21 protein-coding genes and 1 pseudogene are annotated in these 25156 nt (G+C 62.9%); 15 read left to right on the top strand and 7 right to left on the bottom strand.

The features are described 5' to 3' along the window. Window positions 1-319 precede the first annotated feature (319 nt). Window positions 320-1024, top strand: a complete 705-nt coding sequence (locus tag C2L66_RS05395) for a glutathione binding-like protein (protein ID WP_054934297.1) — start codon at window positions 320-322, stop codon at window positions 1022-1024. Window positions 1025-1087: 63 nt separating this feature from the next. On the opposite strand, the gene C2L66_RS05400 is transcribed toward C2L66_RS05395, so the two are convergent. The 6 genes and pseudogenes from C2L66_RS05400 to C2L66_RS05425 all read right to left on the bottom strand — a co-directional run bounded on the left by C2L66_RS05400 (window position 1088) and on the right by C2L66_RS05425 (window position 7396). Next, window positions 1088-3205 (bottom strand): phosphocholine-specific phospholipase C, encoded by a 2118-nt coding sequence (locus tag C2L66_RS05400; protein WP_060601523.1) that lies wholly within the window; start codon window positions 3203-3205, stop codon window positions 1088-1090. Between the two features lie 76 nt (window positions 3206-3281). Beyond that, window positions 3282-3620 carry a hypothetical protein gene (locus C2L66_RS05405; RefSeq protein ID WP_054934314.1) on the bottom strand — a complete coding sequence of 113 codons (339 nt, stop codon included), beginning with the start codon at window positions 3618-3620 and terminating at the stop codon, window positions 3282-3284. A gap of 454 nt (window positions 3621-4074) precedes the next feature. Beyond that, window positions 4075-4197: pseudogene (locus C2L66_RS41575) on the bottom strand (sterol desaturase family protein); the annotation flags it as partial. A gap of 187 nt (window positions 4198-4384) precedes the next feature. Further along, window positions 4385-5239, bottom strand: coding sequence for an alpha/beta fold hydrolase (locus tag C2L66_RS05415; protein WP_176056912.1), 855 nt, complete (start codon window positions 5237-5239; stop codon window positions 4385-4387). 8 nt (window positions 5240-5247) lie between these two features. Next, entirely contained in the window at window positions 5248-6846 is a 1599-nt protein-coding gene (locus C2L66_RS05420; protein ID WP_060601518.1) for a benzoate-CoA ligase family protein, read from the bottom strand. Between the two features lie 70 nt (window positions 6847-6916). After that, window positions 6917-7396: a DUF4863 family protein gene (locus C2L66_RS05425; protein WP_060601515.1), complete on the bottom strand. Its 480-nt coding sequence runs from the start codon at window positions 7394-7396 to the stop codon at window positions 6917-6919. A 294-nt stretch (window positions 7397-7690) separates the two neighbouring features. On the opposite strand from C2L66_RS05425, the gene C2L66_RS05430 reads away from it, so the two are divergent. The 4 genes from C2L66_RS05430 to boxA all read left to right on the top strand — a co-directional run bounded on the left by C2L66_RS05430 (window position 7691) and on the right by boxA (window position 13253). After that, window positions 7691-8653: a helix-turn-helix transcriptional regulator gene (locus C2L66_RS05430; RefSeq protein ID WP_054934302.1), complete on the top strand. Its 963-nt coding sequence runs from the start codon at window positions 7691-7693 to the stop codon at window positions 8651-8653. Window positions 8654-8800: 147 nt separating this feature from the next. Next, on the top strand, window positions 8801-10471 hold the full coding sequence (gene boxC, locus C2L66_RS05435; protein WP_176056914.1) for a 2,3-epoxybenzoyl-CoA dihydrolase: 1671 nt from the start codon (window positions 8801-8803) through the stop codon (window positions 10469-10471). Between the two features lie 64 nt (window positions 10472-10535). Beyond that, complete coding sequence (gene boxB, locus C2L66_RS05440; RefSeq protein WP_060601509.1) at window positions 10536-11963, top strand: benzoyl-CoA 2,3-epoxidase subunit BoxB; 1428 nt, start codon at window positions 10536-10538, stop codon at window positions 11961-11963. Window positions 11964-12002: 39 nt separating this feature from the next. Further along, on the top strand, window positions 12003-13253 hold the full coding sequence (gene boxA / locus C2L66_RS05445) for a benzoyl-CoA 2,3-epoxidase subunit BoxA (protein ID WP_060601506.1): 1251 nt from the start codon (window positions 12003-12005) through the stop codon (window positions 13251-13253). Window positions 13254-13266: 13 nt separating this feature from the next. On the opposite strand, the gene C2L66_RS05450 is transcribed toward boxA, so the two are convergent. Further along, window positions 13267-13989 carry a TetR/AcrR family transcriptional regulator gene (locus C2L66_RS05450; RefSeq protein ID WP_054934306.1) on the bottom strand — a complete coding sequence of 241 codons (723 nt, stop codon included), beginning with the start codon at window positions 13987-13989 and terminating at the stop codon, window positions 13267-13269. A 369-nt stretch (window positions 13990-14358) separates the two neighbouring features. Between C2L66_RS05450 and C2L66_RS05455 the strand changes: the two genes are divergently transcribed. The 10 genes from C2L66_RS05455 to C2L66_RS05500 all read left to right on the top strand — a co-directional run bounded on the left by C2L66_RS05455 (window position 14359) and on the right by C2L66_RS05500 (window position 24988). Next, window positions 14359-15636 (top strand): Zn-dependent hydrolase, encoded by a 1278-nt coding sequence (locus C2L66_RS05455; protein ID WP_060601504.1) that lies wholly within the window; start codon window positions 14359-14361, stop codon window positions 15634-15636. Between the two features lie 107 nt (window positions 15637-15743). Next, complete coding sequence (locus tag C2L66_RS05460) at window positions 15744-17093, top strand: NAD(P)-dependent oxidoreductase (protein WP_060601503.1); 1350 nt, start codon at window positions 15744-15746, stop codon at window positions 17091-17093. Between the two features lie 61 nt (window positions 17094-17154). Further along, window positions 17155-18468 carry an NAD-dependent dihydropyrimidine dehydrogenase subunit PreA gene (gene preA, locus C2L66_RS05465; RefSeq protein WP_060601500.1) on the top strand — a complete coding sequence of 438 codons (1314 nt, stop codon included), beginning with the start codon at window positions 17155-17157 and terminating at the stop codon, window positions 18466-18468. A 39-nt stretch (window positions 18469-18507) separates the two neighbouring features. Continuing rightward, on the top strand, window positions 18508-20007 hold the full coding sequence (locus C2L66_RS05470; protein ID WP_060601497.1) for an NCS1 family nucleobase:cation symporter-1: 1500 nt from the start codon (window positions 18508-18510) through the stop codon (window positions 20005-20007). 38 nt (window positions 20008-20045) lie between these two features. Further along, window positions 20046-21497 (top strand): dihydropyrimidinase, encoded by a 1452-nt coding sequence (gene hydA / locus C2L66_RS05475; RefSeq protein WP_054934311.1) that lies wholly within the window; start codon window positions 20046-20048, stop codon window positions 21495-21497. 336 nt (window positions 21498-21833) lie between these two features. Next, on the top strand, window positions 21834-22616 hold the full coding sequence (locus tag C2L66_RS05480; RefSeq protein ID WP_054934312.1) for an amino acid ABC transporter substrate-binding protein: 783 nt from the start codon (window positions 21834-21836) through the stop codon (window positions 22614-22616). A gap of 21 nt (window positions 22617-22637) precedes the next feature. After that, window positions 22638-23315, top strand: coding sequence for an amino acid ABC transporter permease (locus C2L66_RS05485; RefSeq protein WP_054934313.1), 678 nt, complete (start codon window positions 22638-22640; stop codon window positions 23313-23315). Window positions 23316-23318: 3 nt separating this feature from the next. Beyond that, the gene (locus C2L66_RS05490) at window positions 23319-24086 is read left to right on the top strand and encodes an amino acid ABC transporter ATP-binding protein (RefSeq protein ID WP_035990474.1); all 768 of its coding nucleotides are present in this window, start codon (window positions 23319-23321) and stop codon (window positions 24084-24086) included. 126 nt (window positions 24087-24212) lie between these two features. Next, window positions 24213-24662: a hypothetical protein gene (locus C2L66_RS05495; RefSeq protein ID WP_054934333.1), complete on the top strand. Its 450-nt coding sequence runs from the start codon at window positions 24213-24215 to the stop codon at window positions 24660-24662. A gap of 95 nt (window positions 24663-24757) precedes the next feature. Further along, on the top strand, window positions 24758-24988 hold the full coding sequence (locus C2L66_RS05500) for a hypothetical protein (RefSeq protein ID WP_035990479.1): 231 nt from the start codon (window positions 24758-24760) through the stop codon (window positions 24986-24988). Window positions 24989-25156 lie beyond the last annotated feature (168 nt).

A 25156-nucleotide genomic window follows, 5' to 3' on the forward strand; every position in this document is an offset into this window, starting at 1 on the left:
CCTGACGCGCTGACGTACCGCCGCTTGCGTGCGCCTGGTCCTGCGCGCGAGGCGATCGCGCTCGAAACCGGGTGCGGCGGAAACAGGTCTCTGACACGTTGCCGCAACGACTGCCGCACCGGGATCAGGCCATCGGGTAATCGGTAAACGGGCCGATGCGATAGGGGTGGAGCGAATGCTCGGTCGAGCCTGTACAGACCTGGCTACGGTGCGTCCGCGAGCTCCGTCCGCGAGCGCTGTCCGTTCAACAGCAAGCAAAGCGCACTCAACCGGTCTATATTTGTCCCTGTTTTCCGACTCAAGTTCACAAGGACCTTTCATGCCTGACCCATCCGTTTTCCCGATCGCGAAGAAGTGGCCCGCTGCGCATCCCGAGCGCATCCAGCTGTACTCGCTGCCGACGCCCAACGGCGTCAAGGTGTCGATCATGCTGGAAGAAACCGGTCTCGCGTATGAACCGCATCTGGTGCGCTTCGATACGAACGATCAGCTGTCGCCGGAATTCATGTCGCTCAATCCGAACAACAAGATTCCCGCGATCATCGATCCGAACGGCCCCGATGGCGAGCCGCTGCCGCTCTTCGAGTCGGGCGCGATCCTGATCTATCTCGCGGACAAGACGGGGCAACTGATGTCGCAGCGCGCGTCGGTCCGCTACGAGACGATTCAATGGGTGATGTTCCAGATGGGAGGGATCGGACCGATGTTCGGTCAGGTTGGCTTCTTCCACAAATTCGCGGGCAAGGACTACGAGGACAAGCGTCCGCGTGAGCGCTACGTCAACGAGTCGAAGCGGTTGCTCAGCGTGTTGAACGAGCGCCTCGCGACGCGCAAGTGGATCATGGGCGACGACTACACGATTGCCGATATCGCGACCTTCCCGTGGGTGCGCAATCTGGTCGGCTTCTACGAAGCTTCCGACCTTGTCGGCTTTGACGACTTCCCGCATGTGAAGCGCGCGCTCGACGCATTTCTGGCGCGTCCCGCTGTTGCACGAGGGTTGGAGATTCCGAAGCGCGCGTAACGGCCGCCAATAAAAAACCCGTGCCGTCTGCACGACGGCACGGGCGTTCACCTCGTAACCCACTTACTGTCCGCCCAGCGCCGGGTCGCTCATGCTCGGCTTGCCCGTCTCGACGTGACCTGCAAAACGGCGCGTGAACGACGCGTCGCTATCGACGGTGATCGTCAGGTCGTACCAGCCGTACACGTGACGCAGATCGAGATTCACCGTGTCGCTGTCGCCACCGCGCACCGTGTGCGTGAGCGGCTTGCCCGAGTCGTACGCATTGACGATCTTGAACTGGCAGCGCGTGTTGCCGTCGTTCTTCAGACGCAACTGCAGATTGCCGTTCGCCACGTCGTAGCCCTCCGCGACTTCCGGGTTCGCGCGATCGTGGCTATTCCAGACATGCCGTGCGACCTGCTTGCCGGCAAAGCGCCGCAGGAAGCCATTCGGCCCGTGCACCGTGAAATCGTACGAACCATCCGCCTTCACGGGCAACTGATCGACGAGACGCTTGCCCGCTTCGACCGTGTATGTGCGGGGCGCATCGGCGCTCAGCGCTTCGAACACGAGGAAGTTCGCGCCAGCGTCGCCAGTGTTGACGAAGCGCATCGAGAGCTTGCCGCTACTGTCGTCATTGATGCGGACGAACAGCTCATACGGCACTGCACGCGCCGGACGCACGCCGGGCTCCTGCTTCGGCACGGAGCCGACGGCAGGCGGCAGCGGCACGTAGTCGGGGTGACGGTTTTGATCCTGCGGCTTGTACGACGCGGTGGACGGCAGCGTCGGGAATGCATCGTTCGGATTCTTGAAGTTGAACGCCGACGTCAGATCGCCGCACACCGTGCGACGCCACGGCGTGATGTTCGACTCCGACAGCTTGTGCCCATGACCGAAACGCGCTTCGATGAACTGGATCACGGACGTGTGATCGAACACCTCCGAACACACCCAACCGCCTTTCGACCACGGCGATACGACCAGCATTGGCACACGCGGTCCGAGCCCATAGGGACCGGCCGCGTATTTGCCGTTGTTGCCGCCGGGATAGATTTCGTGGGTGGTGTCGACGGTTGAAAGGCCATTCGCACTCGACGTCGGCGCAAACGGCGGCGACATGTGATCGAAGAAGCCGTCGTTTTCGTCATAGTTGATGAGCAGCGCGGTCTTGCTCCACACCTCGGGGTTCGAAGTGAGAATCTGCAGCACCTGATCGACGTACCACGCGCCGTAGTTCGCGGGCCAGTTCGGATGCTCGGAGTAGGCTTCCGGCGCGACGATCCACGACACCTGCGGCAACTGGTTGCTCTGCACGTCCTTGCGCAGAACGTCGAAATACGTGCCGCCCGCTGACACGTTGGTGCCCGTGCGCGCCTTTTCGTACAGCGGATTGCCTGGCTGCGCGTGGCGATACTGGTTGAAGTAGAGCAGCGAGTTGTCGCCGTAGTTGCCGATGTACGGATTGTCCGTCCAGCCCCACGATCCGTTTGCATCCAGGCCCGTGCCGATGTCCTGATAGATCTTCCATGAAATGCCCGCTGTTTCCAGCACTTCGGGATACGTCGACCAGCCGTAGCCCAGTTCCGAGTTGTCCACGACAGGGCCGCCGCCCGAGCCGTCGTTTCCGACCCAGCCCGTCCACATGTAGTAACGGTTCGGGTCGGTCGCGCCCATCAGCGAGCAGTGGTAAGCGTCGCAGATCGTGAACGAGTCGGCCAGCTGATAGTGGAACGGGATGTCGTCGCGCGTGAGGTACGCCATCGTCGTCGTGCCCTTGTTCGGCACCCACTGATCGTTGCGGCCGCCGTTCCATGCGCCGTGCGTCGTCGGCCAGTCATGGGGCAGGTCTTGCAGGAACTGCAGGCCGAGATTCGGCGCCGTCGGACGGAACGGCAGCACTTCGCCGGCGCCGCCCGCCAGCGGCTGATGCCATACCGGTTTGCCGTTCGGCAGGTTGATCGCGCGCGTGTCGCCGAAGCCGCGCACGCCGCGCAGCGTGCCGAAGTAATGATCGAACGAGCGGTTCTCCTGCATCAGCACAACGATGTGCTCGATATCGCGGATGCTGCCCGTCTTGTTGTTCGCGGGAATCGCGAGCGCATTGCGAATGCCGAGGGGGAGCATCGTCAATGCGGTGGCGGAGCCGGCTGCCTGAGCGGCGGCTCGCAGAAAATCACGGCGGTTTTTTGAGGTCATGTTGCCTTTGATCCTGAGGGAAGAAACGGTAAGGGAGGGCATCCATGCGGGGGCAGGGAGCCCGAGCGGGCAGAACTCAATCGACGGTGTGAATCACGGGTGGTGCGAGAACGACGGAATCGGCTGCGCTGGCGCCGCCGGGAAATGCGGTTTGTGCCTGCGCGGCAGGGGATTGCGGTGCTTGAAGCGTGGTGACGGCGGCCGACGTGGATGACGTGGGCGTGGCGTTGAACGTCGTCGCGAGGGCGGGTTGTTGCGGGCGTTGTGCAGGTTGCGGCGGGTTCTGTGCTTGCGACACCGGCATTGAGGCGTCGTCGCCGCACGCCGTGACGGCGGTCGATGCAGCGATGACGACGAGCATCCAGTGCAATCGCTTGCGTTGCGGGCTATGTGCAGTTTTGTGCAGAGCGGGCATCGTCATCCTCCGGCGCCATGCTGAGAGACGCGTAAAGATAGCCATCGTGTGTGTAGCTATTGTGAAGCGTGAGGCGACGAAAGAAATGCCGGGGGAGCGCAGAAAAAAAATGCCGGGGAGCGCAGAAGGAAATGCAGAAAGATGCGTGTAAGGGTACGTGACAGCGCACGTATGCATCGAAGTGCAGCGGAATGCGCTGCATTCGATGCAGTGCGCATTCCCTGTGGCGGTTCAATGACTTGGGTGCGTTATCGGCAGGTTGTCCACAAGGTTGGTCACGGATTCTGTGGAGAACCTCGCGGGGTCTTTGCACGCGGAACATGCGTGCGCGATTGACGCAAGGTGGATGCAGCGCGTGAAATCCGAATTGCGTCAATAACTTGAGCAGATCCTGCCCAGGTTACCCACAGGCTTGTCAACGGATTCTGTGGAGAACTCCGCAGTGATGCGACGGCTACCCGATGCGACGAAAAGGAAAGGCTTGCTGTCGTGCGAAGCCATCCGGAACATAATCGCCAACGACGCCGTATTTCTCCGGGAAGCGGCGGCCTGCCTTGACGGCTGTGCCAAAAACATAGAGCCAGCCACTTTGACCGTTTGGATGCGGAACCCTTGACGCGCGCACTGTCGCGCATCCTCTACCGACGGCCAGGACGCGCGAGGGCGCAAATGTGAAGTTTGGTGCAAAGTCAACGGCTGGGTGTGAAGTGGCCATCGTTCCCTCAGGACCGCGTGCCGATCGGTTCGCGGACTGGCTCGCCGATTCAAGCTTGTGCAGCGCCGTCCTGCTTCTTGATGAAATCCACGATCGCGTCGTTGAGTGCTTGCGGCGCATCGCGATGTGGCGAGTGCCCGCAGCTGTCGAGCCTGGCCAGTTGAGCATGTGGAGCGCGCTGCGCGATCGTTTCGATCTGCACCATCGTGCCGTAATGATCGTCGTATCCCTGCACGGCCAGCAGCGGGCAGCGAATGCATTCGAGTTCATCGACGATGCTCCACGAGCGGAACGCCTCGCTCAGCCATACGTCGTTCCAGCCATAGAAGGCCGAATCGACGTCGTCGTGGTGACGGGCCAGCTTGCTGCGCAGGTCGGACTGCTCGTACGCCGTCTTCGCCTCTGCAATGCTCGCCACGGAGACGTCCTCGACCAGAACATGCGGCGCGACCACAACGGCACCCGCCAGTTCATCGGGAAAAGCGGCAGCATAAAGCAGCGTGATCGACCCGCCGTCGCTGTGTCCGATCACCCACATGCGTTTTCTTTCCTCAGCGCTCACATCGAGTGCATCGAGCAAAGCGGGCAGGATGTCGCGCGCCTGCACCGACATGAAATCGACGGGTAGTTTGACGTGGTGTGGACGCGGTGTCGAGCGCCCATAACCCGGTCGCGAATACAGGAGGCCGCGCATGCCGAGCCTGTCGCACACGCTCTGCGGCCAGTCCTTCCACATCGCAACGGAGCCGAGTCCCTCGTGCAGGAACACAGCAAGCGGCGCATCGGCCAGATGTGCGTTGAGCCAGCGGTATTCGATATCCAGCGCGCCGCGTTGCGCGGTCGCACGCAACGAGACGGACGCGCCAGCGGCGTCTTCGCGTAAGGTCGTGAGAGTTTCGGCCATTCCGTTCATCAGCTGTTGAGCCGTTCCCGCAGTTTGAAGCGTTGAATCTTACCTGTTGCCGTCTTCGGCAGATCGTCGACGAAGACGATGTCGCGCGGATACTTGTGCGGCGCGAGCTTATCCTTGACGAACGACTTGAGTTCATCCGCGAGTGCCTGGCATGCGTCGGCATGTCGTTTCAGCACGACGAATGCACGCGTTTTCACGAGGCCGCCATGATCGACTCCGACGACGGCGGCCTCGAGCACGGCACTATGTTGCACGAGGACCATTTCCACTTCGACGGGCGACACATACTGGCCGCTCACTTTCAGCATGTCATCGCTGCGGCCCGCATACTGATAGCAGCCGTTCGGCAGGCGGCAGTACTTGTCGCCGCTGCGGATCCATTCGCCGAGAAAGGTCGCGCGGGACTTCTCGCGGTTGCTCCAGTACATCAGCGCGGCGCTCGGCCCCTTGATGAAGAGATCGCCGACTTCACCGTCGGGCACAGGCTGGCCCGCCTCGTCGCGTAACTCCACTTCATATCCCGGTACGGGGCGGCCAGTTGTTCCGTACTCGACTGCACCTGGGCGGTTCGACAGAAAGATATGCAGCATCTCTGTCGAACCGATGCCGTCGAGAATCTCGCAGCCGAAGTGCGCAGTGAAGCGCTCGCCGATCTCGCGCGGCAACGCTTCGCCCGCCGATGCGCAGACGCGCATCGCGACCTGCTCGCGCGGCGGCAGATTCGGCGATACGAGCATGCTCGCGTACAGCGTCGGTACGCCGTAGAAGATCGTTGGCCGATGCTCGACGAGCCGCCTGAAAACGGCATCGGGTGTCGGACGCTCCGCCATCAGCACGGCCGACGCGCCGACCGACAGGGGAAACGTCAGTGCATTGCCGAGGCCGTAGGCGAAGAAAAGCTTGGCGGCTGAGAACACCACGTCGCGTTCGCTGATGCCGAGAATCGGCTTCGCATAGAGCTCTGCAGTCCAGTACAGGTTTGCATGCGTGTGCACCGTGCCTTTCGGTTTGCCGGTTGAACCGGATGAATACAGCCAGAATGCAATATCGTCGCCGCTACATGCATTGGGTTTCATCCACGGCGCGGCACCGTCGATCAACTGGCCAAGAACATATGTTGGTGGCGGATCGACCTGCACCGGCTGCGACACGATCAACAGACAGCCGTCGTGTTCCGCCTCGCTCATCGCTTTTTCGACGTTCGGTAGCAACGCGCCCGATGCGATCACGGCTCGCGCGTGGCTATGCGTGAGCATGTACAGATAATCGGCGGAAGTCAGCAGCGTGTTCGCGACCACGGGCACGACGCCCGCATAAAGCGCGCCGAGAAACGCGACGGGCAATTCAGCCGTGTCGAGCATCACGAGCAGAATGCGCTCTTCGGAATGCACGCCGAGCGAGCGCAGTGCACCAGCGAAGCGGCGCGCGCGGTCTTCTAGCTGCGCGTAGGTGGTGACGCCGGCGTCGTCGATATAGGCGGGCTTGTCGGGTCGCACGTCGTTGAGGCGGAACAGGTGCGACGCGAAGTTGAACTGCGCGGGCGGCGCTGCGACGGTTGGCGCGGGCTCGCCCGGGTGCGATTCCAGCAAGGCTTGCATGTTTCCTCCGGCGAGTTGAAGCGGAGTGCGTGGGAACGGTAATGGGGACGCGAAAGGGCGTGAAGTCGCTTCAGGCAGCGCTCGCGCCCTGCGTGAATTCGATTGCACCTTGCGGCAGCAGGTACAGCACGAGCGCCTGACCGTGCGCGACCGTCGGCCGATGTGCGCTGCCGGGCCCATATACGCACCAGCCAGCCGGATGACCGTCGAAGGTCGCACCGTCGCTGAGCGGCATGATCAGATCGATCTCGCCGTGTGGGTGTACGTGATGCGGACCCGCCATGTCCTGCATGTCGACGACGTCGACTGAAAAACCGTTCGTCTCGGGTGTGGGCTTGATCACCCGGCCGAAGCGGATGCCGCCATGCACGCGATTGCACAACCAGCCTTCGGCGACACCCGCGCGGCAGGCATCGGCGAGTTCGCAGTAAGTGGCGCTGCCGGCGGGCCAGGTCGCGTTGAGCCACCCGGCCAACGACGCGTCGAGCGGGCGGCCGTCCAGTTGTGCGGTCACGCCCGCAATCAGACGCCGAAAATCCTGAGGGGACATGCTTGCCTCCTGTCGACCCGAACCAGCCCGAACCAGCGCATGGAGCGAAGCCGACGCTTTCGTGCTTGCCTGCCCGCGCCTTGCTCAGGTCTCTCACGCAAGATGATTTTGCTGCCGGTCGACACGCACCTTAGTTCATGTGCTGTGCCGCCGACCGTCTCCGATTTTGCCTATGCCATCCGGTGGAGGGGCTTCCGGCGTTGTTATTGCATCGATATGCGGCGAAAATTAACCGTTCACCTTGAGCATGTCAAGCACTATAGTACATATACCTAGTCGATGAGGCTTTGCGACATGAACCAAACTTACTCCGCCGCTTCGGCGAACGCGCCTTCAAACCAGCGCGCAGACGACGAGGCGCCGAAAGCCGAGCGCGAAGAGCGCGATCCGTTCCTGACCGCGATGGGCGAGCGCGTGCGCCTGCTGCGCGCGCGCCGCGGCATGACGCGCAAGACGCTGGCAGCCGAAACCGGCTTGTCCGAGCGGCACCTCGCGAATCTCGAGTCAGGTGTCGGCAACGCGTCGGTGCTGGTGCTGCGGCAAATCGCGGCCACGCTGAACTGCCCGCTCGCCGAAGTGATCGGCGATGAAACCACGTCTTCCGCCGAATGGCTGCTGATCCGCGAACTGCTGCACGGGCGAGATCAGGCCGCGCTGCAACGCGCGCGCGTCGCATTGTCGGAGATGTTCGCGCAGGCGCCGCGCGACCCGCATCGCAAGGACCGTATCGCGCTGATCGGCTTGCGCGGCGCGGGGAAATCGACGCTCGGCCGCATGCTGGCGCAGGAGCGCAAGGTGCCGTTCATTGAAATTACGAAGGTGATCCAGCAGATGGCGGGCTGCCCGCCGGCAGAAATCCATTCGCTGTACGGCGCGAGCGCGTACCGCCGCTACGAGCAGCGTGCGCTCGAGGCAGTGATCGGCGAGCATGAGCGCGCCGTGATCGCCTCGCCGGGCGGGCTGGTGTCGGAGCCCGCCACCTTCAATGCGCTGCTCGCGCACTGCTTCACAGTGTGGCTGCAGGCCACGCCGGAAGAGCACATGCGCCGCGTCGTCGCGCAAGGCGACTTGCGGCCGATGTCGGGCAACAAGGAGGCGATGGAGGACCTGAAGCGCATCCTCGCTGGCCGGAGTGAACTGTACGGCCGCGCCGACATGACCTTCGATACCAGCGAACGCACGCTGGCCGACGCCTATCTGCAACTGCGCGACCGCCTCGCCGCGCGTCTTGCCGCTGAACTGGGCGATGAAACCTGATGCATGTGTCGAAATCTGGCCGGCGCAGATCGGGGTAGGGGATAACCCGAAAACATGAAGTAAAGTGCTTTACATGGCTGTGACGGTGCACTATTGTTCGTTCAAACAATTTGCATTCGTCTCAGGAGACGCCCCATGTCCGCCGCCATGTTCCCGTCAGAGACCGCCGCCGTGCGAGTCGATTACCGCACCGATCCCTCGCACTACAAGCACTGGAACCTCTCGTTCGATGGTCCGGTGGCCACGCTCGGTATCGACATCGCCGAAGACGGCGGCATCCGCGACGGCTACAAACTGAAGCTGAATTCATACGACCTGGGCGTCGATATCGAACTGCACGATGCACTCCAGCGCATCCGCTTCGAGCATCCGGAAGTGCGGACGGTCGTCCTCACCAGCCTGAAGGACCGGGTGTTCTGCTCGGGCGCCAACATCTTCATGCTCGGCCTGTCGTCGCATGCATGGAAGGTCAACTTCTGTAAGTTCACCAACGAGACCCGCAACGGTGTCGAAGACTCGTCGCGTCACTCGGGCCTGAAGTTTCTTGCAGCCGTCAACGGTGCATGTGCAGGCGGCGGATATGAACTGGCACTCGCGTGCGATGAAATCTATCTGGTCGACGACCGTTCGTCGTCGGTGGCGCTGCCGGAAGTGCCCTTGCTCGGCGTGCTGCCGGGGACGGGCGGCCTCACGCGCGTCACCGACAAACGCAAGGTGCGGCACGATCGCGCCGACATTTTCTGCACCGTGGTCGAAGGTATTCGCGGCGCGCGCGCGAAGGAGTGGCGTCTCGTCGATGAAGTCGTGAAGCCGAACCAGTTCGAGCAGGCGATCGCTGCACGTGCATTGGAACTCGCGCAGCAAAGCGATCGTCCAGCCGATGCGCAAGGCGTGGCGCTGACACGCATCGAACGCACGGATCGAGACGACGGCCTCACGTATGCGACGCTCGACGTGACCATCGACCGGGCGAAGCGCACAGCCACTTTCACGGCCAAAGCGCCCGCGACTGAGCAACCGGCGAACATCGACGCCATCGTCGCGATGGGCGCGAACTGGTGGCCGCTGCAATTCGCGCGAGAACTCGACGACGCGATCCTGTCGATGCGTACCAACGAACTCGATATCGGCACGTGGATTCTGAAGACCCAAGGCGATGCACGCGCGGTGCTCGCCGTCGACGCCACGCTGCTGCAGCACAAGGACCATTGGCTGGTGCGCGAGACGATTGGCCTGTTGCGCCGCACGCTCGCACGCATCGATGTGTCGTCGCGTTCGCTGTTTGCGCTGATCGAGCCGGGTTCGTGCTTTGCGGGCACGTTCGCCGAGTTCGCGTTCGCTGCCGACCGCACCTACATGGCCGCGCTGCCCGCGAACGAAGACGAAGAACCGGCTATCACGCTGTCGGAAGTCAATTTCGGTTTGTATCCGATGATCACGCAGCAGTCGCGGCTCGCGCGGCGCTTCTACGAAGAGACGGAACCGCTCGATGCCGCGCGCGCGAAGATCGGCCAGCCCGTGAGAGCCGTGGAAGCGGAGCGTCTGGGTCTCGTCACGGCATCGCCGGATGACATCGACTGGGCCGACGAAATCCGCATCGCGCTCGAAGAACGCGCGGCGATGTCGCCGGATGCGCTGACGGGTATGGAAGCGAATCTGCGTTTCAACGGCCGCGAGACGATGGAGACGCGCATTTTCGGCCGTCTGACGGCGTGGCAGAACTGGATTTTCAACCGGCCGAACGCGGTGGGCGAGAAGGGCGCGCTCAAGGTGTACGGCAAGGGCAGCAAGGCGCAATTCGACGTATCGCGCGTGTAGGCCCACGCGTGTAGGCCCATATCACGCCTGCATCACACCATCGCACCGCGCTCAAGGAACCGACATGTCCACGATCAATTACACCGACAAGATTCCGAACAACGTCAACCTCGCCGACGACCGCACGCTGCAACGCGCTCTCGAACAATGGCAGCCGAACTTCCTGTCATGGTGGGGTGACATGGGCCCCGACGGTTCGCATGATTTCGATGTCTATCTGCGCACGGCGACCAGCGTCGATCCCGGCGGCTGGGCGCATTTCGACTATGTGAAAATGCCCGACTATCGCTGGGGCATTTTTCTCGCGCCTGGTGATCAGGATCGCAAGATCAACTTCGGCGAGCACAAGGGCGAAGCGGCGTGGCAGGACGTGCCCGGCGAGCATCGCGCGAATCTGCGCCGCATCATCGTCACGCAAGGCGATACGGAGCCTGCTTCCGTCGAACAGCAGCGTCACCTCGGTCTGACGGCGCCGTCGATGTACGACCTGCGCAACCTCTTTCAGGTGAACGTCGAAGAAGGCCGGCATCTGTGGGCGATGGTGTATCTGCTGCATCGCCATTTCGGCCGCGACGGGCGCGAGGAAGCGGAAGCGCTGCTGGGCCGCCGCTCGGGTGACGACGACAACCCGCGCATTCTCGGCGCGTTCAACGAGAAAACGCCCGACTGGCTCGCGTTCTACATGTTCACGTACTTCACGGACCGCGACGGCAAGTTCCAGTTGAGCGCGCTCGCCGAATCCGGCTTCGATCCCCTCGCGCGCACCACCAGGTTCATGCTGACGGAAGAAGCGCATCACATGTTCGTCGGCGAATCGGGCGTGTCGCGTGTCGTGCAGCGCACCGCGCAGGTGATGAACGAACTGAAGACGGACGACGCAAGCAGGATTCGCGCAGCGGGCGTGATCGATCTGCCCACCATCCAGCGCTATCTGAACTTCCACTACTCGGTGACGATCGACCTGTTCGGCGCGGATCATTCGTCGAATGCCGCGACGTTCTACAGCTCGGGCCTCAAGGGCCGCTACGAGGAAACGAAGCGCGACGACGATCATCAACTGAACGGCCAGAGCTACAAGCTGCTCGACGTCGCGGACGGCAAGCTGGTCGAGCGCGAGGTGCCGATGCTCAACGCCATGAACGAAGTGCTGCGCGACGACTACATCAAGGATTCCGTGGCGGGTGTCGGACGCTGGAACAAGGTGCTCGAGAAGGCCGGTATCGATTTTCGCCTGACTGTGCCGCACAAGGCGTTCAACCGGCAGATCGGCACGTTTGCGGGCACGCGCGTGTCGCCCGATGGCCGCGTGATCAGCGAAACCGAATGGGCCGCGAACGAAGCGACATGGCTGCCGGGTGCGGAAGATCGCGCGTTCGTCGCCTCGTTGATGGGGCGCGTCGTCGAGGCCGGCAAGTTTGCGAACTGGATCGCGCCGCCCGCGATGGGCATCAATCGCCAGCCCGTCGACTTCGAATACGTGCGCTTCAACTGAACGCAACGGAACGCAACGTCAGCAAAAGGCGGAACCATTATGAACGCGCCCGTACCGGTCGACATTCTCAGGCAGCACCTGATCGATCCGGAGATCTGCATTCGCTGCAATACCTGCGAAGAGACCTGTCCGATCGATGCGATCACGCACGACGGCACGAATTACGTCGTGATGCCGGACGTGTGCAACGGCTGCATGGCATGCGTGCCGCCGTGCCCGACGGGCGCGATCGACAACTGGCGCTCGGTGCTGAAGGCAGACGCCTACAGCATCGATGAGCAATACACGTGGGACGTGTTGCCGGAGCAGGGTACGATGGCGTTGCCGTCATCGACGGAAACACCGGTGCAAGAAAACGCCGCGAGCAGCGACATGACCAGCGAAGCGCAAGGCATCGACGTCGATACGGTGCGCGGCGCCGTGGTGCCGCCGTGGTCGGCCGCGCGTCCCTACGTGAATCTGTACACGCACAAGAACCCGACGACGGCCACGGTCGTCGGCAACTACCGGCTGACGGACGAGACGACGCAAAGCGATATCCATCACATCGTGCTCGATTTCGGCTCGATGCCGTTCCCTGTACTGGAGGGGCAGTCGATCGGCATTCTGCCGCCGGGCAGCGCCGCCGATGGACGCACGCATCATGCGCGGCAGTACTCGATTGCCAGTCCGCGCGACGGCGAGCGGCCCGGCTACAACAATGTCTCGCTGACCGTGAAGCGTGTCACCCAGGACTATCGGGGCGACCCAACGAACGGCGTGTGCTCGAACTATCTGTGCGACCTGAAGAAGGGTGACGTGGTCAACGTGATCGGCCCGTTCGGCAGCACGTTCCTGATGCCCAACCATCCGAACTCGCATCTGCTGATGATCTGCACAGGCACAGGTTCCGCACCGATGCGCGCGATGACCGAGTACCGGCGCAGGCGCAGGCTGAAGGGCGCAACGGGCAAGCTGATGCTGTTCTTCGGCGCGCGCACGAAAGAAGAGTTGCCTTATTTCGGACCGTTGACGAATCTGCCGAAAGACTTCATCGACACGAATCTCGCGTTTTCACGCACGCCGGGCGAGCCGAAGCGCTACGTGCAGGATGCCATGCGAGAGCGTGCCGCCGACATTGCGCAGCTGCTGCGCGACGAGAATACCTACCTCTACGTGTGCGGACTGAAAGGGATGGAAGACGGCGTGTTGCAGTCGCTGAAGGACATCGCCGATCAGCATGGTCTCGACTGGGACGTGCTGTGGCAGCGGCTCAAGCGCGAAGGGCGCCTGCACCTGGAAACATACTGAGCGCGCGGGGCCCTCAGCGCTTCTCCGACGGAGACCTCGCCCCGCACGCGCGAATCACGAGCTGCACGACCTGCTCCGTGGTTGCGTCGAAGGCCTTTTGCGACAACGCGCGCTTGCCGCCCAGCGCGCGTATCTGCGCGTCGAAATCCGCGTAGTGCTGCGTCGTGGCCCAGATCATATACATCAGCGTTTGCGCGTCGACATTCGCGAGCAGGCCGCGTGCGATCCAGTCGTCGATGACGGTCACGCGCGTATCGAGCCACGGCTTCACGCGCTGTTCGAGAATGTCGAGCATGTGGTCCGCGCCGTGAATGATCTCGTTCGCCCACACCTTCGAGCCGAGCGGCCGCCGCCGCGACAACGCCATCTTCGCGCGCACATAGCCACCGATTGCCTCGACGGGATCGTCGCTGCCTTCGAAGGTATTCGCCGCCCGATGCCAGTCTTCGAACAGGTCTTCGAGCACGCGCCGGTAGAGCGCCAGCTTGGTCGGAAAATAGTAGTGGACGTTGGCTTTCGGTAAGCCGGCGCGTTCCGCGATCATCGCCGTGCTGGCGCCTTCGAAGCCGCGCTCCGCAAAAACGGCTTCCGCACAGGCCAGCAGATGCGCTTCATTGCTCTCACGAATATGAGCCTTGCGCCGCCGCAAAGGTGCGGGCGCTTCGTCGTTTCCGGTCTCGCTCACTATTGTGTCGTCGTGTCTCATCGTTAGCCTTTGTGCCGCGTCGCGCTTCATTCTAGCCGCTCGTGTCGCGATCGACATCAACGTATGCACCGTTTCATTGCGCGTGCGGAAAGGTCATGCTGCGTTGCAATGGCATGGTTCTCGCTCTCAGGTTCATCTGTTCCTGTCCGCACGAAAGACATTGATTTGATGTTTTTAATCGGCTACAACCTGTCCAATCGGACAGGATTCGCGAAGCGGCCGGTATCGAGGGTTTACCGCTAGAACGCGGGCTTGAAAGACCTGCACGCAAGCTGTGCACGCGTGCCCCAAAGCGAATTCGAACGCACCGCCGATGCACCAGTTTCACTTCGTCGCGAGCGCAAGCAAAGCCGCTCGCGGTTGAACTGCAAAGCGGGTTGATCCAGAGGAGCAAGACGAATGAATGCGGTATCCGAAGCGTTGAAGCGAGGACTCGATACGTCGATCACCGTCAACGGCAAACGTCTGTGGGACAGCCTGATGACGATGGCAAAGATCGGCGCGACGCAGAAGGGCGGTGTCTGCCGCCTCGCGCTGACCGATCTCGACAAGGAGGGGCGCGACCTGATCGTGAGCTGGGCGAAGGAAGCAGGTTGCACGATCAGCGTCGATCAGATGGGCAATGTGTTCATGCGGCGCGCGGGCGTGAACCCGAATGCGCTGCCCGTGATGACGGGCTCGCACGCGGACTCGCAACCGACAGGCGGCCGCTTCGACGGCATCTACGGCGTGCTGGGCGGTCTCGAAGTGATCCGCAGCCTCAACGATCGCGGCATCGAAACCGAGCATCCGATCGAAGTCGTGATCTGGACCAACGAAGAAGGCTCGCGCTTCGCGCCTGCGATGGTGGCGTCCGGCGTGTTCGCCGGCGTGTTCACGCTCGACTATGGTCTGTCGCGCAAGGACGTCGACGGCAAGACGATCGGCGAGGAACTGAAGCGCATCGGCTATGCGGGCGATGTGCCGTGCGGCGGCCGGCCGCTCCATGCCGCGTTCGAGTTGCACATCGAACAGGGGCCGATACTCGAAGCGGAAGACAAGACGATTGGCGTCGTCACCGATGCGCAAGGGCAACGCTGGTACGAAATCACGCTGACGGGCCAGGAGGCGCACGCCGGCCCGACGCCGATGCCGCGCCGCAAGGATGCGTTGCTCGGCGCGGCGCGCGTGGTGGATCTCGTCAACCGTATCGGGCTCGATCATGCGCCGCTCGCCTGCGCGACGGTCGGCATGATGCAGGTGCATCCGAACTCGCGCAACGTGATTCCGGGCCGCGTGTTTTTCACCGTCGATTTCCGTCATCCCGACGATGCCGTGCTCGCCAGGATGGACGCCGCGCTGCGCGAAGGCGTGGCGAAGATCGCGGGCGGCATTGGCCTCGAAACACAGCTCGAACAGATCTTCTATTACGAGCCCGTCAGGTTCGACGCGGCATGCGTGAAGTCCGTGCGCGCCGCCGCCGAGCGTTTCGGCTATCCGCATCGCGACATGGTGTCGGGCGCGGGCCACGACGCGTGCTATCTGTCGCAGGTGGCGCCGACATCGATGGTGTTCGTGCCGTGCGTGGACGGCATCAGTCACAACGAAATCGAAGACGCAACGCCCGAGTGGATTGAAGCGGGCGCGAACGTGTTGCTGCACGCGATGCTGGAGCGCGCATGCGAACCGGCATCGTAAGAGGCTGATCGCGCTGTAACGCTGGTCCCACACAACACGCCGTCCCGGCTTCGCTCACGCGAAGCCGGCAGGCACGGCTACGTCCTCACTTTGATCAAGGAATAGCTATGGCTATCAGGCAAACGGGCGACATCGCGGCACAGCGCCTGTCGTCCGAACAGCTTTCATGCGAATTCGCCGACATTGCGCCGCTGCTCGATCCCACTGCCGCGGCCGCGGCCGCGAGCCGCTGTCATTACTGCTACGACGCGCCGTGCGTGCAGGCGTGTCCCACGCAAATCGACATTCCGAGCTTCATCCGCAAGATCGGCAATGGCAATCTGAAGGGCGCCGCCACCGATATTCTGTCGGCGAATCCACTAGGCGGCATGTGCTCGCGCGTGTGCCCGACTGAAATTCTTTGCGAAGGCGCATGCGTGCGCAATCACCAGGATGCGAAGCCCGTCGCGATTGGCGCATTGCAGCGTCATGCAACTGATTGGGCAATGGCGCGCGATGCCGTGAAGTTCACGCGCGCGCCGGAAAGCGGGCGGCATGTGGCCGTCGTCGGCGCGGGTCCGTCGGGGCTGGCATGCGCGCATCGTCTCGCCGTGGCGGGTCATCGCGTGACGATTTACGACGCGCACGACAAAGGCGGCGGCCTCAACGAATACGGCATTGCCGCATACAAAACGGTCGATGACTTCGCGCAGCGTGAAGTGCAGTGGCTGTTGTCGGTAGGCGGCATTGAATTGAAGACGGGCATGACGCTGGGACATGACATGTCGCTCGATTTACTGCGTCAACAACACGACGCGGTGTTTCTTTCGATCGGCCTTGCAGGCGTGCGCGCGCTCGCACTCGAAGGCGAAGCGCTGAACGGCGTGATGAACGCCGTCGATTTCATCGAGCAGGTACGTCAGGCGAGCGATCTCGCGACCGTGCCCGTGGGTCGCCGCGTGATCGTGATCGGCGGCGGCAATACGGCTGTCGATGCTGCCGTGCAAAGCCGCAAGCTCGGCGCGACGAGCGTCACGATGGTGTACCGGCGCGGCGTCGAGTCGATGAGCGCGACGTGGGCCGAGCGCGATTTCGCGCAGACGCAGGGCGTGACGCTCGTCACGCATGCGCGGCCCGTGCGATTGACGGGCCGCGACGGAAATGTGACGGGCGTCGAGTTCGAGCGCACGGCGAGCGATGGCAGCGCCGAGCGTTTCACGCTCGAAGCCGACATGGTGCTCAAGGCAATCGGTCAGACGCTCGTGAGCGTCGGGCTCGATCACGAACTGTTGACGCTCGATCAAAGCCGCATCGCGGTCGACGCGGACCTGCGCACGTCGCTGGACAAGGTCTGGGCGGGCGGCGATTGCGCGGCATCGGGCGGCATCGATCTGACCGTGCAGGCGGTGCAGGACGGCAAGCTCGCGGCGGCATCGATCGACGCCGCATTCGCGCTCGCTGCCGTCAAAGCGGCCTGAAGCGAGAACGCAAGCACGCATCACGCGAAAACGACAAAACCGAATCCCCACGGAGCCGAACATGGCTGATCTTCGCTGCACGATTGCCGGCATCACGTCGCCGAATCCTTTCTGGCTCGCGTCTGCGCCACCGACCGACAAAGCCTATAACGTGAACCGCGCATTCGAAGCGGGCTGGGGCGGCGTCGTATGGAAGACGCTTGGGCTCGATCCGCATGTGGTCAACGTCAGTTCGCGTTACGGCGCGGTGCAATGGAACGGTCAGCGTATCGCGGGCCTGAACAACATCGAGCTGATCACCGACCGGCCGCTCGACGTCAATCTGCGCGAAATCACGCAGGTCAAGCGCGACTGGCCCGACCGCGCGATGATCGTTTCGCTGATGGTGCCGTGCAACGAGCGCGACTGGAAGTGGATTCTGCCGCTCGTCGAAGACACGGGCGCCGATGCCGTCGAACTCAACTTCGGCTGTCCGCACGGCATGAGCGAACGCGGCATGGGCTCCGCAGTCGGTCAGGTGCCGGAGTACATCGAGATGGTCACGCGCTGGGTGAAGGAAGGCTCGAAGCTGCCCTGCCTCGTCAAGCTCACGCCGAACATCAGCGACATTCGCATGGGCTCGCGCGCGGCCTTCAAGGGCGGCGCGGACGGCGTGTCGCTGATCAACACGATCAACTCGATCGTCGCCGTCGATCTCGACCAGATGGCGCCGATGCCGACCGTCGACGGCAAGGGCACGCACGGCGGCTACTGCGGCCCGGCCGTGAAGCCGATCGCGTTGAACATGGTCGCCGAGATCGCGCGCGACCCTGAAACGCCGAATCTGCCGATCTCCGGTATCGGCGGCATTTCGTCGTGGCGCGACGCGGCCGAGTTCATGGTGCTCGGCGCGGGCAGCGTGCAGGTGTGTACGGCCGCCATGCACTATGGCTTTCGCATCGTCTCCGATCTCGCGGACGGCCTGTCGAACTGGATGGACGAAAAAGGCTACGCGACGCTCGACGACATTCGCGGCCGTGCGGTGCCGAATGTCACGGACTGGAAGTATCTGAACATGAAGTACGACATTAAGGCCCGCATCGATCAGGACAAGTGCATCCAGTGCGGCCTCTGTCACATCGCCTGCGAAGACACATCGCATCAGGCGATCACGCGCGAGAAGGACGGCAAGCGTCATTTCGAAGTGGTCGATGCGGAATGCGTCGGGTGCAATCTTTGCATGCATGTGTGTCCCGTCGAGCAATGCATCACGATGGAGCGTGTCGACAGCGGCGAGTACGCGAACTGGACCACGCATCCGAACAATCCGGCGCGAGTCGTTGCAGACGCACCTGAAAAAACGCACGCGCACGAACACGCGGTCAAAGCGGCCTGAACTTCAACAATCAACGAGCGGTCAAGTGGAGATCCATCGATGAAGCAGACAGCGCAATCCGCCGATGCGACTCACGCCGGCAGCAGTCTCTACAACGAAGACCTTGCGCCGACGGGCCCCGCGCAGCGCACGTGGAAGTGGTATCACTTCGCCGCGTTATGGGTCGGCATGGTGATGAACATCGCGTCGTACATGCTAGCGGCTGGTTTGACGGAAGAGGGCATGTCGCCGTGGCAGGCGGTGTTGACGGTATTGCTCGGCAACCTGATCGTGCTGGTGCCGATGCTGCTGATCGGCCACGCGGGCGCGAAGCACGGCATTCCGTACGCGGTGCTGGTGAGATCGTCGTTCGGCACGCAGGGCGCGAAACTGCCCGCGATGTTGCGCGCGATCGTCGCGTGTGGCTGGTACGGCATCCAGACATGGCTCGGCGGCAGCGCGATCTATACGCTGCTCAATATCCTCACGGGCAACGCGCTGCACGGCGCGGCGCTGCCGTTTCTCGACATCTCGATCGGGCAGCTTGCGTGCTTCCTCGCGTTCTGGGCCCTGCAGATCTACTTCATCGTGCACGGCACCGACTCGATACGCTGGCTCGAAAGCTGGTCCGCGCCGATCAAGGTCGTGATGTGCATCGCGCTGGTCTGGTGGGCGACGTCGAAAGCGGGCGGTGTCGGCTCGATGCTGTCGGCGCCTTCGCAATTCGCGCCGGGCGGCAAGAAAGAAGGGCTGTTCTGGGTCACGTTCTGGCCGGGCCTCACGGCAATGGTCGGCTTCTGGGCGACGCTTGCGCTCAACATTCCCGACTTCACGCGCTTTGCGAAGACGCAGCGCGACCAGATCGTCGGCCAGTCGATCGGGCTGCCTGTGCCGATGGCGTTGCTGTCGGTGATCTCGGTGGTCGTCACGTCGGCGACGGTCGTGATTTACGGCAAGGCAATCTGGGACCCGATCGATCTGACCAGCCGCATGACGGGCATCGGCGTCGGCGTCGCGCTGATCATTCTCACGCTCGATACGATGTGCTGCAACCTCGCGGCCAACCTGGTCGGCCCCGCGTATGACTTTTCGAGCCTGTGGCCGAAGGGTATTTCATATCGCGCGGGCGGGATGATTACCGCGACCATCGCCATCGTGATGATGCCGTGGAAGATTCTCGCAACTACGCAGGGCTATATCTTCACGTGGCTAGTGGGTTATTCGGCCTTGCTCGGGCCTGTTGCGGGCATCCTGATGGTCGACTACTTCTTCATTCGCGGCACGCGGCTCGACCAGCGCGAACTGTTCGACGAGAACGGCGAATACAGCTACACGGGCGGCTGGAACATCGCCGCTGTCGTGGCGCTCGTGATCGGCGTGCTGCCGAATCTGCCGGGCTTTCTGCATACCGCGGTTCCCGCATCGTTCCCGAACGTGCCTGCGTTCTTCAACACGCTTTACACGTACGCATGGTTCGTGGGACTGGCGCTCGCATCCATTGTGTACGGCACGTGGATGAAGATGCGCCGCAGTCCCGGCGCGAGCATGGCGAGCGCGTAAAACACGCGGTTCTGACGAATTAATAGAGGAGGCAACCGATGACAACCCTGATTCGCGGCGGCACGGTAATCGATTCGGACCGCACGCACAGAGCCGACGTGCTGATCGCGGACCCGCAGGACGGCGGCACGATCCTGCAGATCGAACGCACGATCGATCCGCCCGCGGGCGCGAACATCGTCGATGCGCACGATCAGTACGTGATGCCGGGCGGCATCGATCCGCACACGCATATGGAGCTGCCCTTCATGGGCACGACGGCCAGCGACGACTTCTATACGGGCACGGCGGCGGGCCTGTCGGGCGGCACGACGAGCATCATCGACTTCGTGATTCCCAGCCCGAAGCAGCCGCTGATGGATGCGTTCAGGGAATGGCGCGGCTGGGCCGAGAAGGCGTCGTCAGACTACGGCTTTCATGTGGCCGTGACATGGTGGGACGATTCCGTGTATCGCGACATGGGTACGCTCGTGCACGAGCATGGCGTGTCGAGCTTCAAGCACTTCATGGCCTACAAGAACGCCATCATGGCCGACGACGAAGTTCTCGTGAACAGCTTCTCGCGTTCGCTCGAACTCGGCGCGCTGCCGACCGTGCATGCGGAAAACGGAGAGCTCGTATTCCAGTTGCAGAAACAGTTGCTCGCGAAGGGCTTCAAGGGACCGGAGGCGCATCCGTTGTCGCGTCCGCCCGAAGTGGAAGGGGAGGCCGCGAATCGCGCGATCCGTATTGCGCAGGTGCTCGGCGTGCCCGTGTACATCGTGCATGTGTCGTCGAAAGAGGCCGTCGAGGCGATTTCGCGTGCGCGCAACGAAGGGCAGCGCGTGTTCGGCGAAGTGTTGCCGGGGCATCTGGTGATCGACGAATCGGTGTATCGCGATCCCGACTGGACGCGCGCCGCCGCGCACGTGATGAGCCCGCCGTTCCGCACGAGCGAGCATCGCGAGGCATTGTGGCGCGGGCTGCAATCAGGCCAGCTGCACACCACGGCCACCGACCACTGCGTATTCTGCGCGTCGCAGAAAGCGATGGGCCGCGACGACTTCACGAAGATTCCGAACGGCTGCGGCGGCGTCGAGGACCGGATGTCGGTGTTGTGGCATGAGGGTGTGAACCAGGGGCGCATCACGCCGAACGAGTTCGTGCGCATCACGTCGGCGAACGCCGCGCAGATTTTCAACCTGTACCCGCGCAAGGGTGCGGTGCAGGTCGGCGCGGATGCGGATCTCGTCATCTGGGACCCGGCGGCGACCAGGACGATCTCGGTGAAGACGCATCATCAGAAGGTCGACTTCAACGTGTTCGAAGGAATGACGGTGCAGGGCGTGGCAATGCACACGTTCACGCGCGGCGCGCATGCGTGGGCCGACGGCGATCTGCGCGCGCAACGCGGCGCGGGCCAATATCTGAAGCGTCCGCCGAACGCCGCCTATTACGACGCCGTGCGGGTCGCGAACAAACTGAAGGAGCCACATCCCGTCGAGCGGTAGCGGCGTTGCCGCAGCCGCCTCTTCGCGTCGCAGCACACGCGGCCGCCCCGCATTTTCGCAGCGGGAGCGGCCGTTTTCGTTTTCGGGTATGCTTTCGCGCCGCGTTGCAGGCATGCGTAAGGCCCCATGGCCTGCAGGGGTTTGGCCTGCCACCGTATACTCCCGCATTGCCCAACCCCAATATTTCGGCCCGGTTATTCCCGTCCGGCATATATATAAGCCTTCAAATGCGTTGTGGAAATAAGGACCGTTTGCTACAGTCCGCCCACGCTGCCGGACGGGTGTTCCTGCAGACAACGCGCAAAACCGGACAAAACGAACCTCGGAGCACACTCTATGAAGTCGATTCGATCCCTTCTGCTGATCGGCCTGTTGCAAGTCGCAACGGCGACGGCCGCATTCGCCGCTGACGACCTCGCCAGGATCAAGTCCGCCGGCGCCTTCAAGGTCGGCACGGAAGGCACGTACGCGCCGTTCACGTACCACGACTCGTCGAACCAGTTGACGGGCTTCGACGTCGATATTGCCCGCGCGATCGCGGCCAAGCTGGGCGTGAAGGCAGAGTTCGTCGAAGGCAAATGGGACGGCCTGATCGCCGGTCTCGACGCGAACCGCTACGACGCGGTCATCAACGAAGTGGCCGTGACCGACGCGCGCAAGCAGAAGTACGACTTCTCGGACCCGTACATCGTGTCGCACGCGGCGCTGATCGTGGCATCGAACAACACCACGATCAAGAATTTCGACGACCTGAAGGGCAAGAAGTCGGCCAACACGCTGACCAGCAATTTCGGCAAGATCGCCGCCTCGCACGGCGCCGAAGTGATCCCCGTGCAGGGCTTCAACGAATCGATCGACCTGCTGACATCGGGCCGCGTCGACGCGACGGTCAACGACTCGCTGTCGTTCCTCGACTTCAAGAAGCACAAGCCGGATGCGAAGGTGAAGATCGCCGCCATCGATACCTCGTCGGACAGTTCGGACCATTCGGCCGTGCTGATCCGCAAGGGCAATCCTGAACTGCAGGCCGCCATCAACAAGGCGCTGGCCGAGATCAAGGCCGACGGCACGTACGCGAAGATCTCCGAAAAGTACTTCGGCAAAGACGTTTCCAAGTAAGCGACAAGGCGAGTCTGAATCATGCCTGCATGGTTGCACCTGATGGGTGAATCGCTGTGGCCGCTGCTGTACGCGGGCCTCGTATTCACCGTGCCGTTGACGCTCGTGTCGTTTGCGATCGGCATCGTGCTCGCGTTCGTCGTCGCGCTGATCCGGCTGTTCGGGCCGGGTTGGTCGGTGGCGGTCGTGCGGTTCTACGTGTGGCTGTTTCGCGGCTCGCCGCTGCTGGTCCAGCTGTTCGTCATCTTCTATGGCCTGCCGAACGTGGGGATCGTGCTCGATCCGCTGACGGCGGCCATCATCGGCTTCTCGCTGAACGTCGGCGCGTATAACTCGGAAGTGATACGCGGCGTGATCGAGTCGATCCCGAAAGGCCAGTGGGAAGCCGCGTATTCGATGGGCATGACGCGCGGCCAGGCGCTGCGCCGCGCGATCCTGCCGCAGGCGGCGCGCGTCGCGTTGCCGCCGCTGTCGAACTCGTTTATCGCGCTCGTGAAGGACACGTCGCTGGCCGCCGTGCTGACCGTGCCGGAAATTTTCCAGGCCGCGCAGCGTATTGCCTCGGTGACTTACGAGCCGCTGATCCTCTATACGGAAGCCGCGCTGATCTATCTGGTGTTCAGTTCGGTGCTGTCGTCCGCGCAGGTGCGCCTCGAACGCCGCTTCGGCCGTCACGCGCTTTTCACATCGGGTAACTGAACGATGATCCGCCTCGAAAAGATCGAAAAGTATTTCGGCGATCATCGCGTGCTGAACAGCGTCGATCTCGCGCTCGCGCAAGGCAACGTGACGGCGCTGATCGGGCCTTCGGGCAGCGGCAAGAGCACGCTGCTGCGCTGCGTGAACCTGCTCGAAATTCCCGAAGCCGGCTCGCTCGAACTCGGCGACCAGCGCATCCAGTTCAGCCGCACGGAGAAGCCGTCGAAAGAAGCAGTGCTGGCGATTCGCCGCCGCACGGGCATGGTGTTCCAGAACTTCCAGCTGTTCCCGCATCGCACGGTGATCGAGAACGTGATGGAAGGGCTGCTCACCGTGCAGAAGTGGGACCGCGAACGCGCGCGGGTGCGCGCGCTCGAACTGCTGGAAAAGGTCGGCATCGCGCATAAGGCCGATGCGTGGCCGGTCACGCTGTCGGGCGGCCAGCAGCAGCGCGTCGCGATTGCGCGGGCGCTTGCGCCTTCGCCGGAAGTGCTGCTGTGCGACGAGCCGACCTCCGCGCTCGATCCGGGCCTTGCCGCCGAAGTGGTGGAAGTGCTGCGCCAGCTCGCGAAGGAAGGCATGACGATGCTGATGGCGACGCATGACTTGCGGCTTGCGGCATCGATCGCGCGCAATGTCGTGTTTCTGAGCAACGGCTCGATCGTCGAGCAGGGTCATTCGCGCGACATCTTCACGCGGCCGAAGCAGCCGGAAACTGCGAGCTTCGTGTCGACGCTCACGCAGAGCCTGCCCGATAGCTGGGAAGACTGAACGCGGGCTCGATGCATCGCTGCAAGGGCGCCTGCGGGCGCCCTTGTTTCGTTGTGGCGCCCGCGCTTCATGCCGGCTGCGGACAGCTACGCTACAATGGCCGTCGCCCCGAATGATGGAAGATCGATGAAGACCCGTACGCCTGTTATCGCCTGCTGCATGGTTGCCGCCGCTTTGTCCGCGGGTTGCGCGGACGTGTATAAAAACACGAGCGCATGCGAGCAGACCATGCGGCAGTCGGCGAGCGAGCTTTCAGGCAGCGACACGTTAAAGGTGGTGCACGCGGGTTCGGGCATTCATGGCAGCCGCGTGGTCGTCGAAGGCACGCTCGTGCATCCGCAGACGGCTTCGGAAGCCGCCGTCGCCAAGCCGCCCAACACCAATATCCTGGAAGCCGGGCTGCTCGCGCCCGTCGTGGCCGCGATCGCCAGGACTCAGCCGCCAACGACAGCGGTGCCCGCCGCTGCCGAGTGCACGTACGACGCCAACGGCCAGCAGAGCGGGTTCCGCTGGCTGGCGCCGGCACGCCTCGCGAAAGACACGTCGCCGGACGACGGATCGCACGCCGACGAGTGATGCGGGCGGTCCCTCCGCAGTTCGGCCATGCTGCAACGCACGCACTCCCGCCATGCTAGGATTTCCGCGTGCAACGCAGATGTCAGGAGGGCAGCATGGACGGCTTCGTCAGACATCAGATTGAAGGCGCATCCGTCGATATCGACGTAGTGCCCGTCACGCCGCGCGGCTACTGCGCGCGCTTTCGCATCTTCCGCGACGCCGCCGATAAACCCGAATGGCATCAGGTCCATGTGTCCGGCAGCGTGTTCGATACCCCTGAAGCAGCCGAGGAAGCCGCACGTTCTATGGCGCTCGAACAGGTGCTGGCGGGCGGCGGCTCGTAGCGCGGCTAGGTTTCATCGCCATCGGGGCGCGTAACCCCGCTTCTGTCTCGCCGGTTTTGGTCCGGCTGGTTTGCTCACTTTCCCTTGCTCATCATCGGACGCGCGTCGTGCGGCTGGCGTGGCCGCTCGACGCGCGTCGCGTCCCCCCATCGAATAATTCCGACTTTG

It is taken from the genome of Paraburkholderia caribensis (genome assembly GCF_002902945.1).
GTDB classification, from domain to species: Bacteria; Pseudomonadota; Gammaproteobacteria; order Burkholderiales; family Burkholderiaceae; genus Paraburkholderia; species Paraburkholderia caribensis.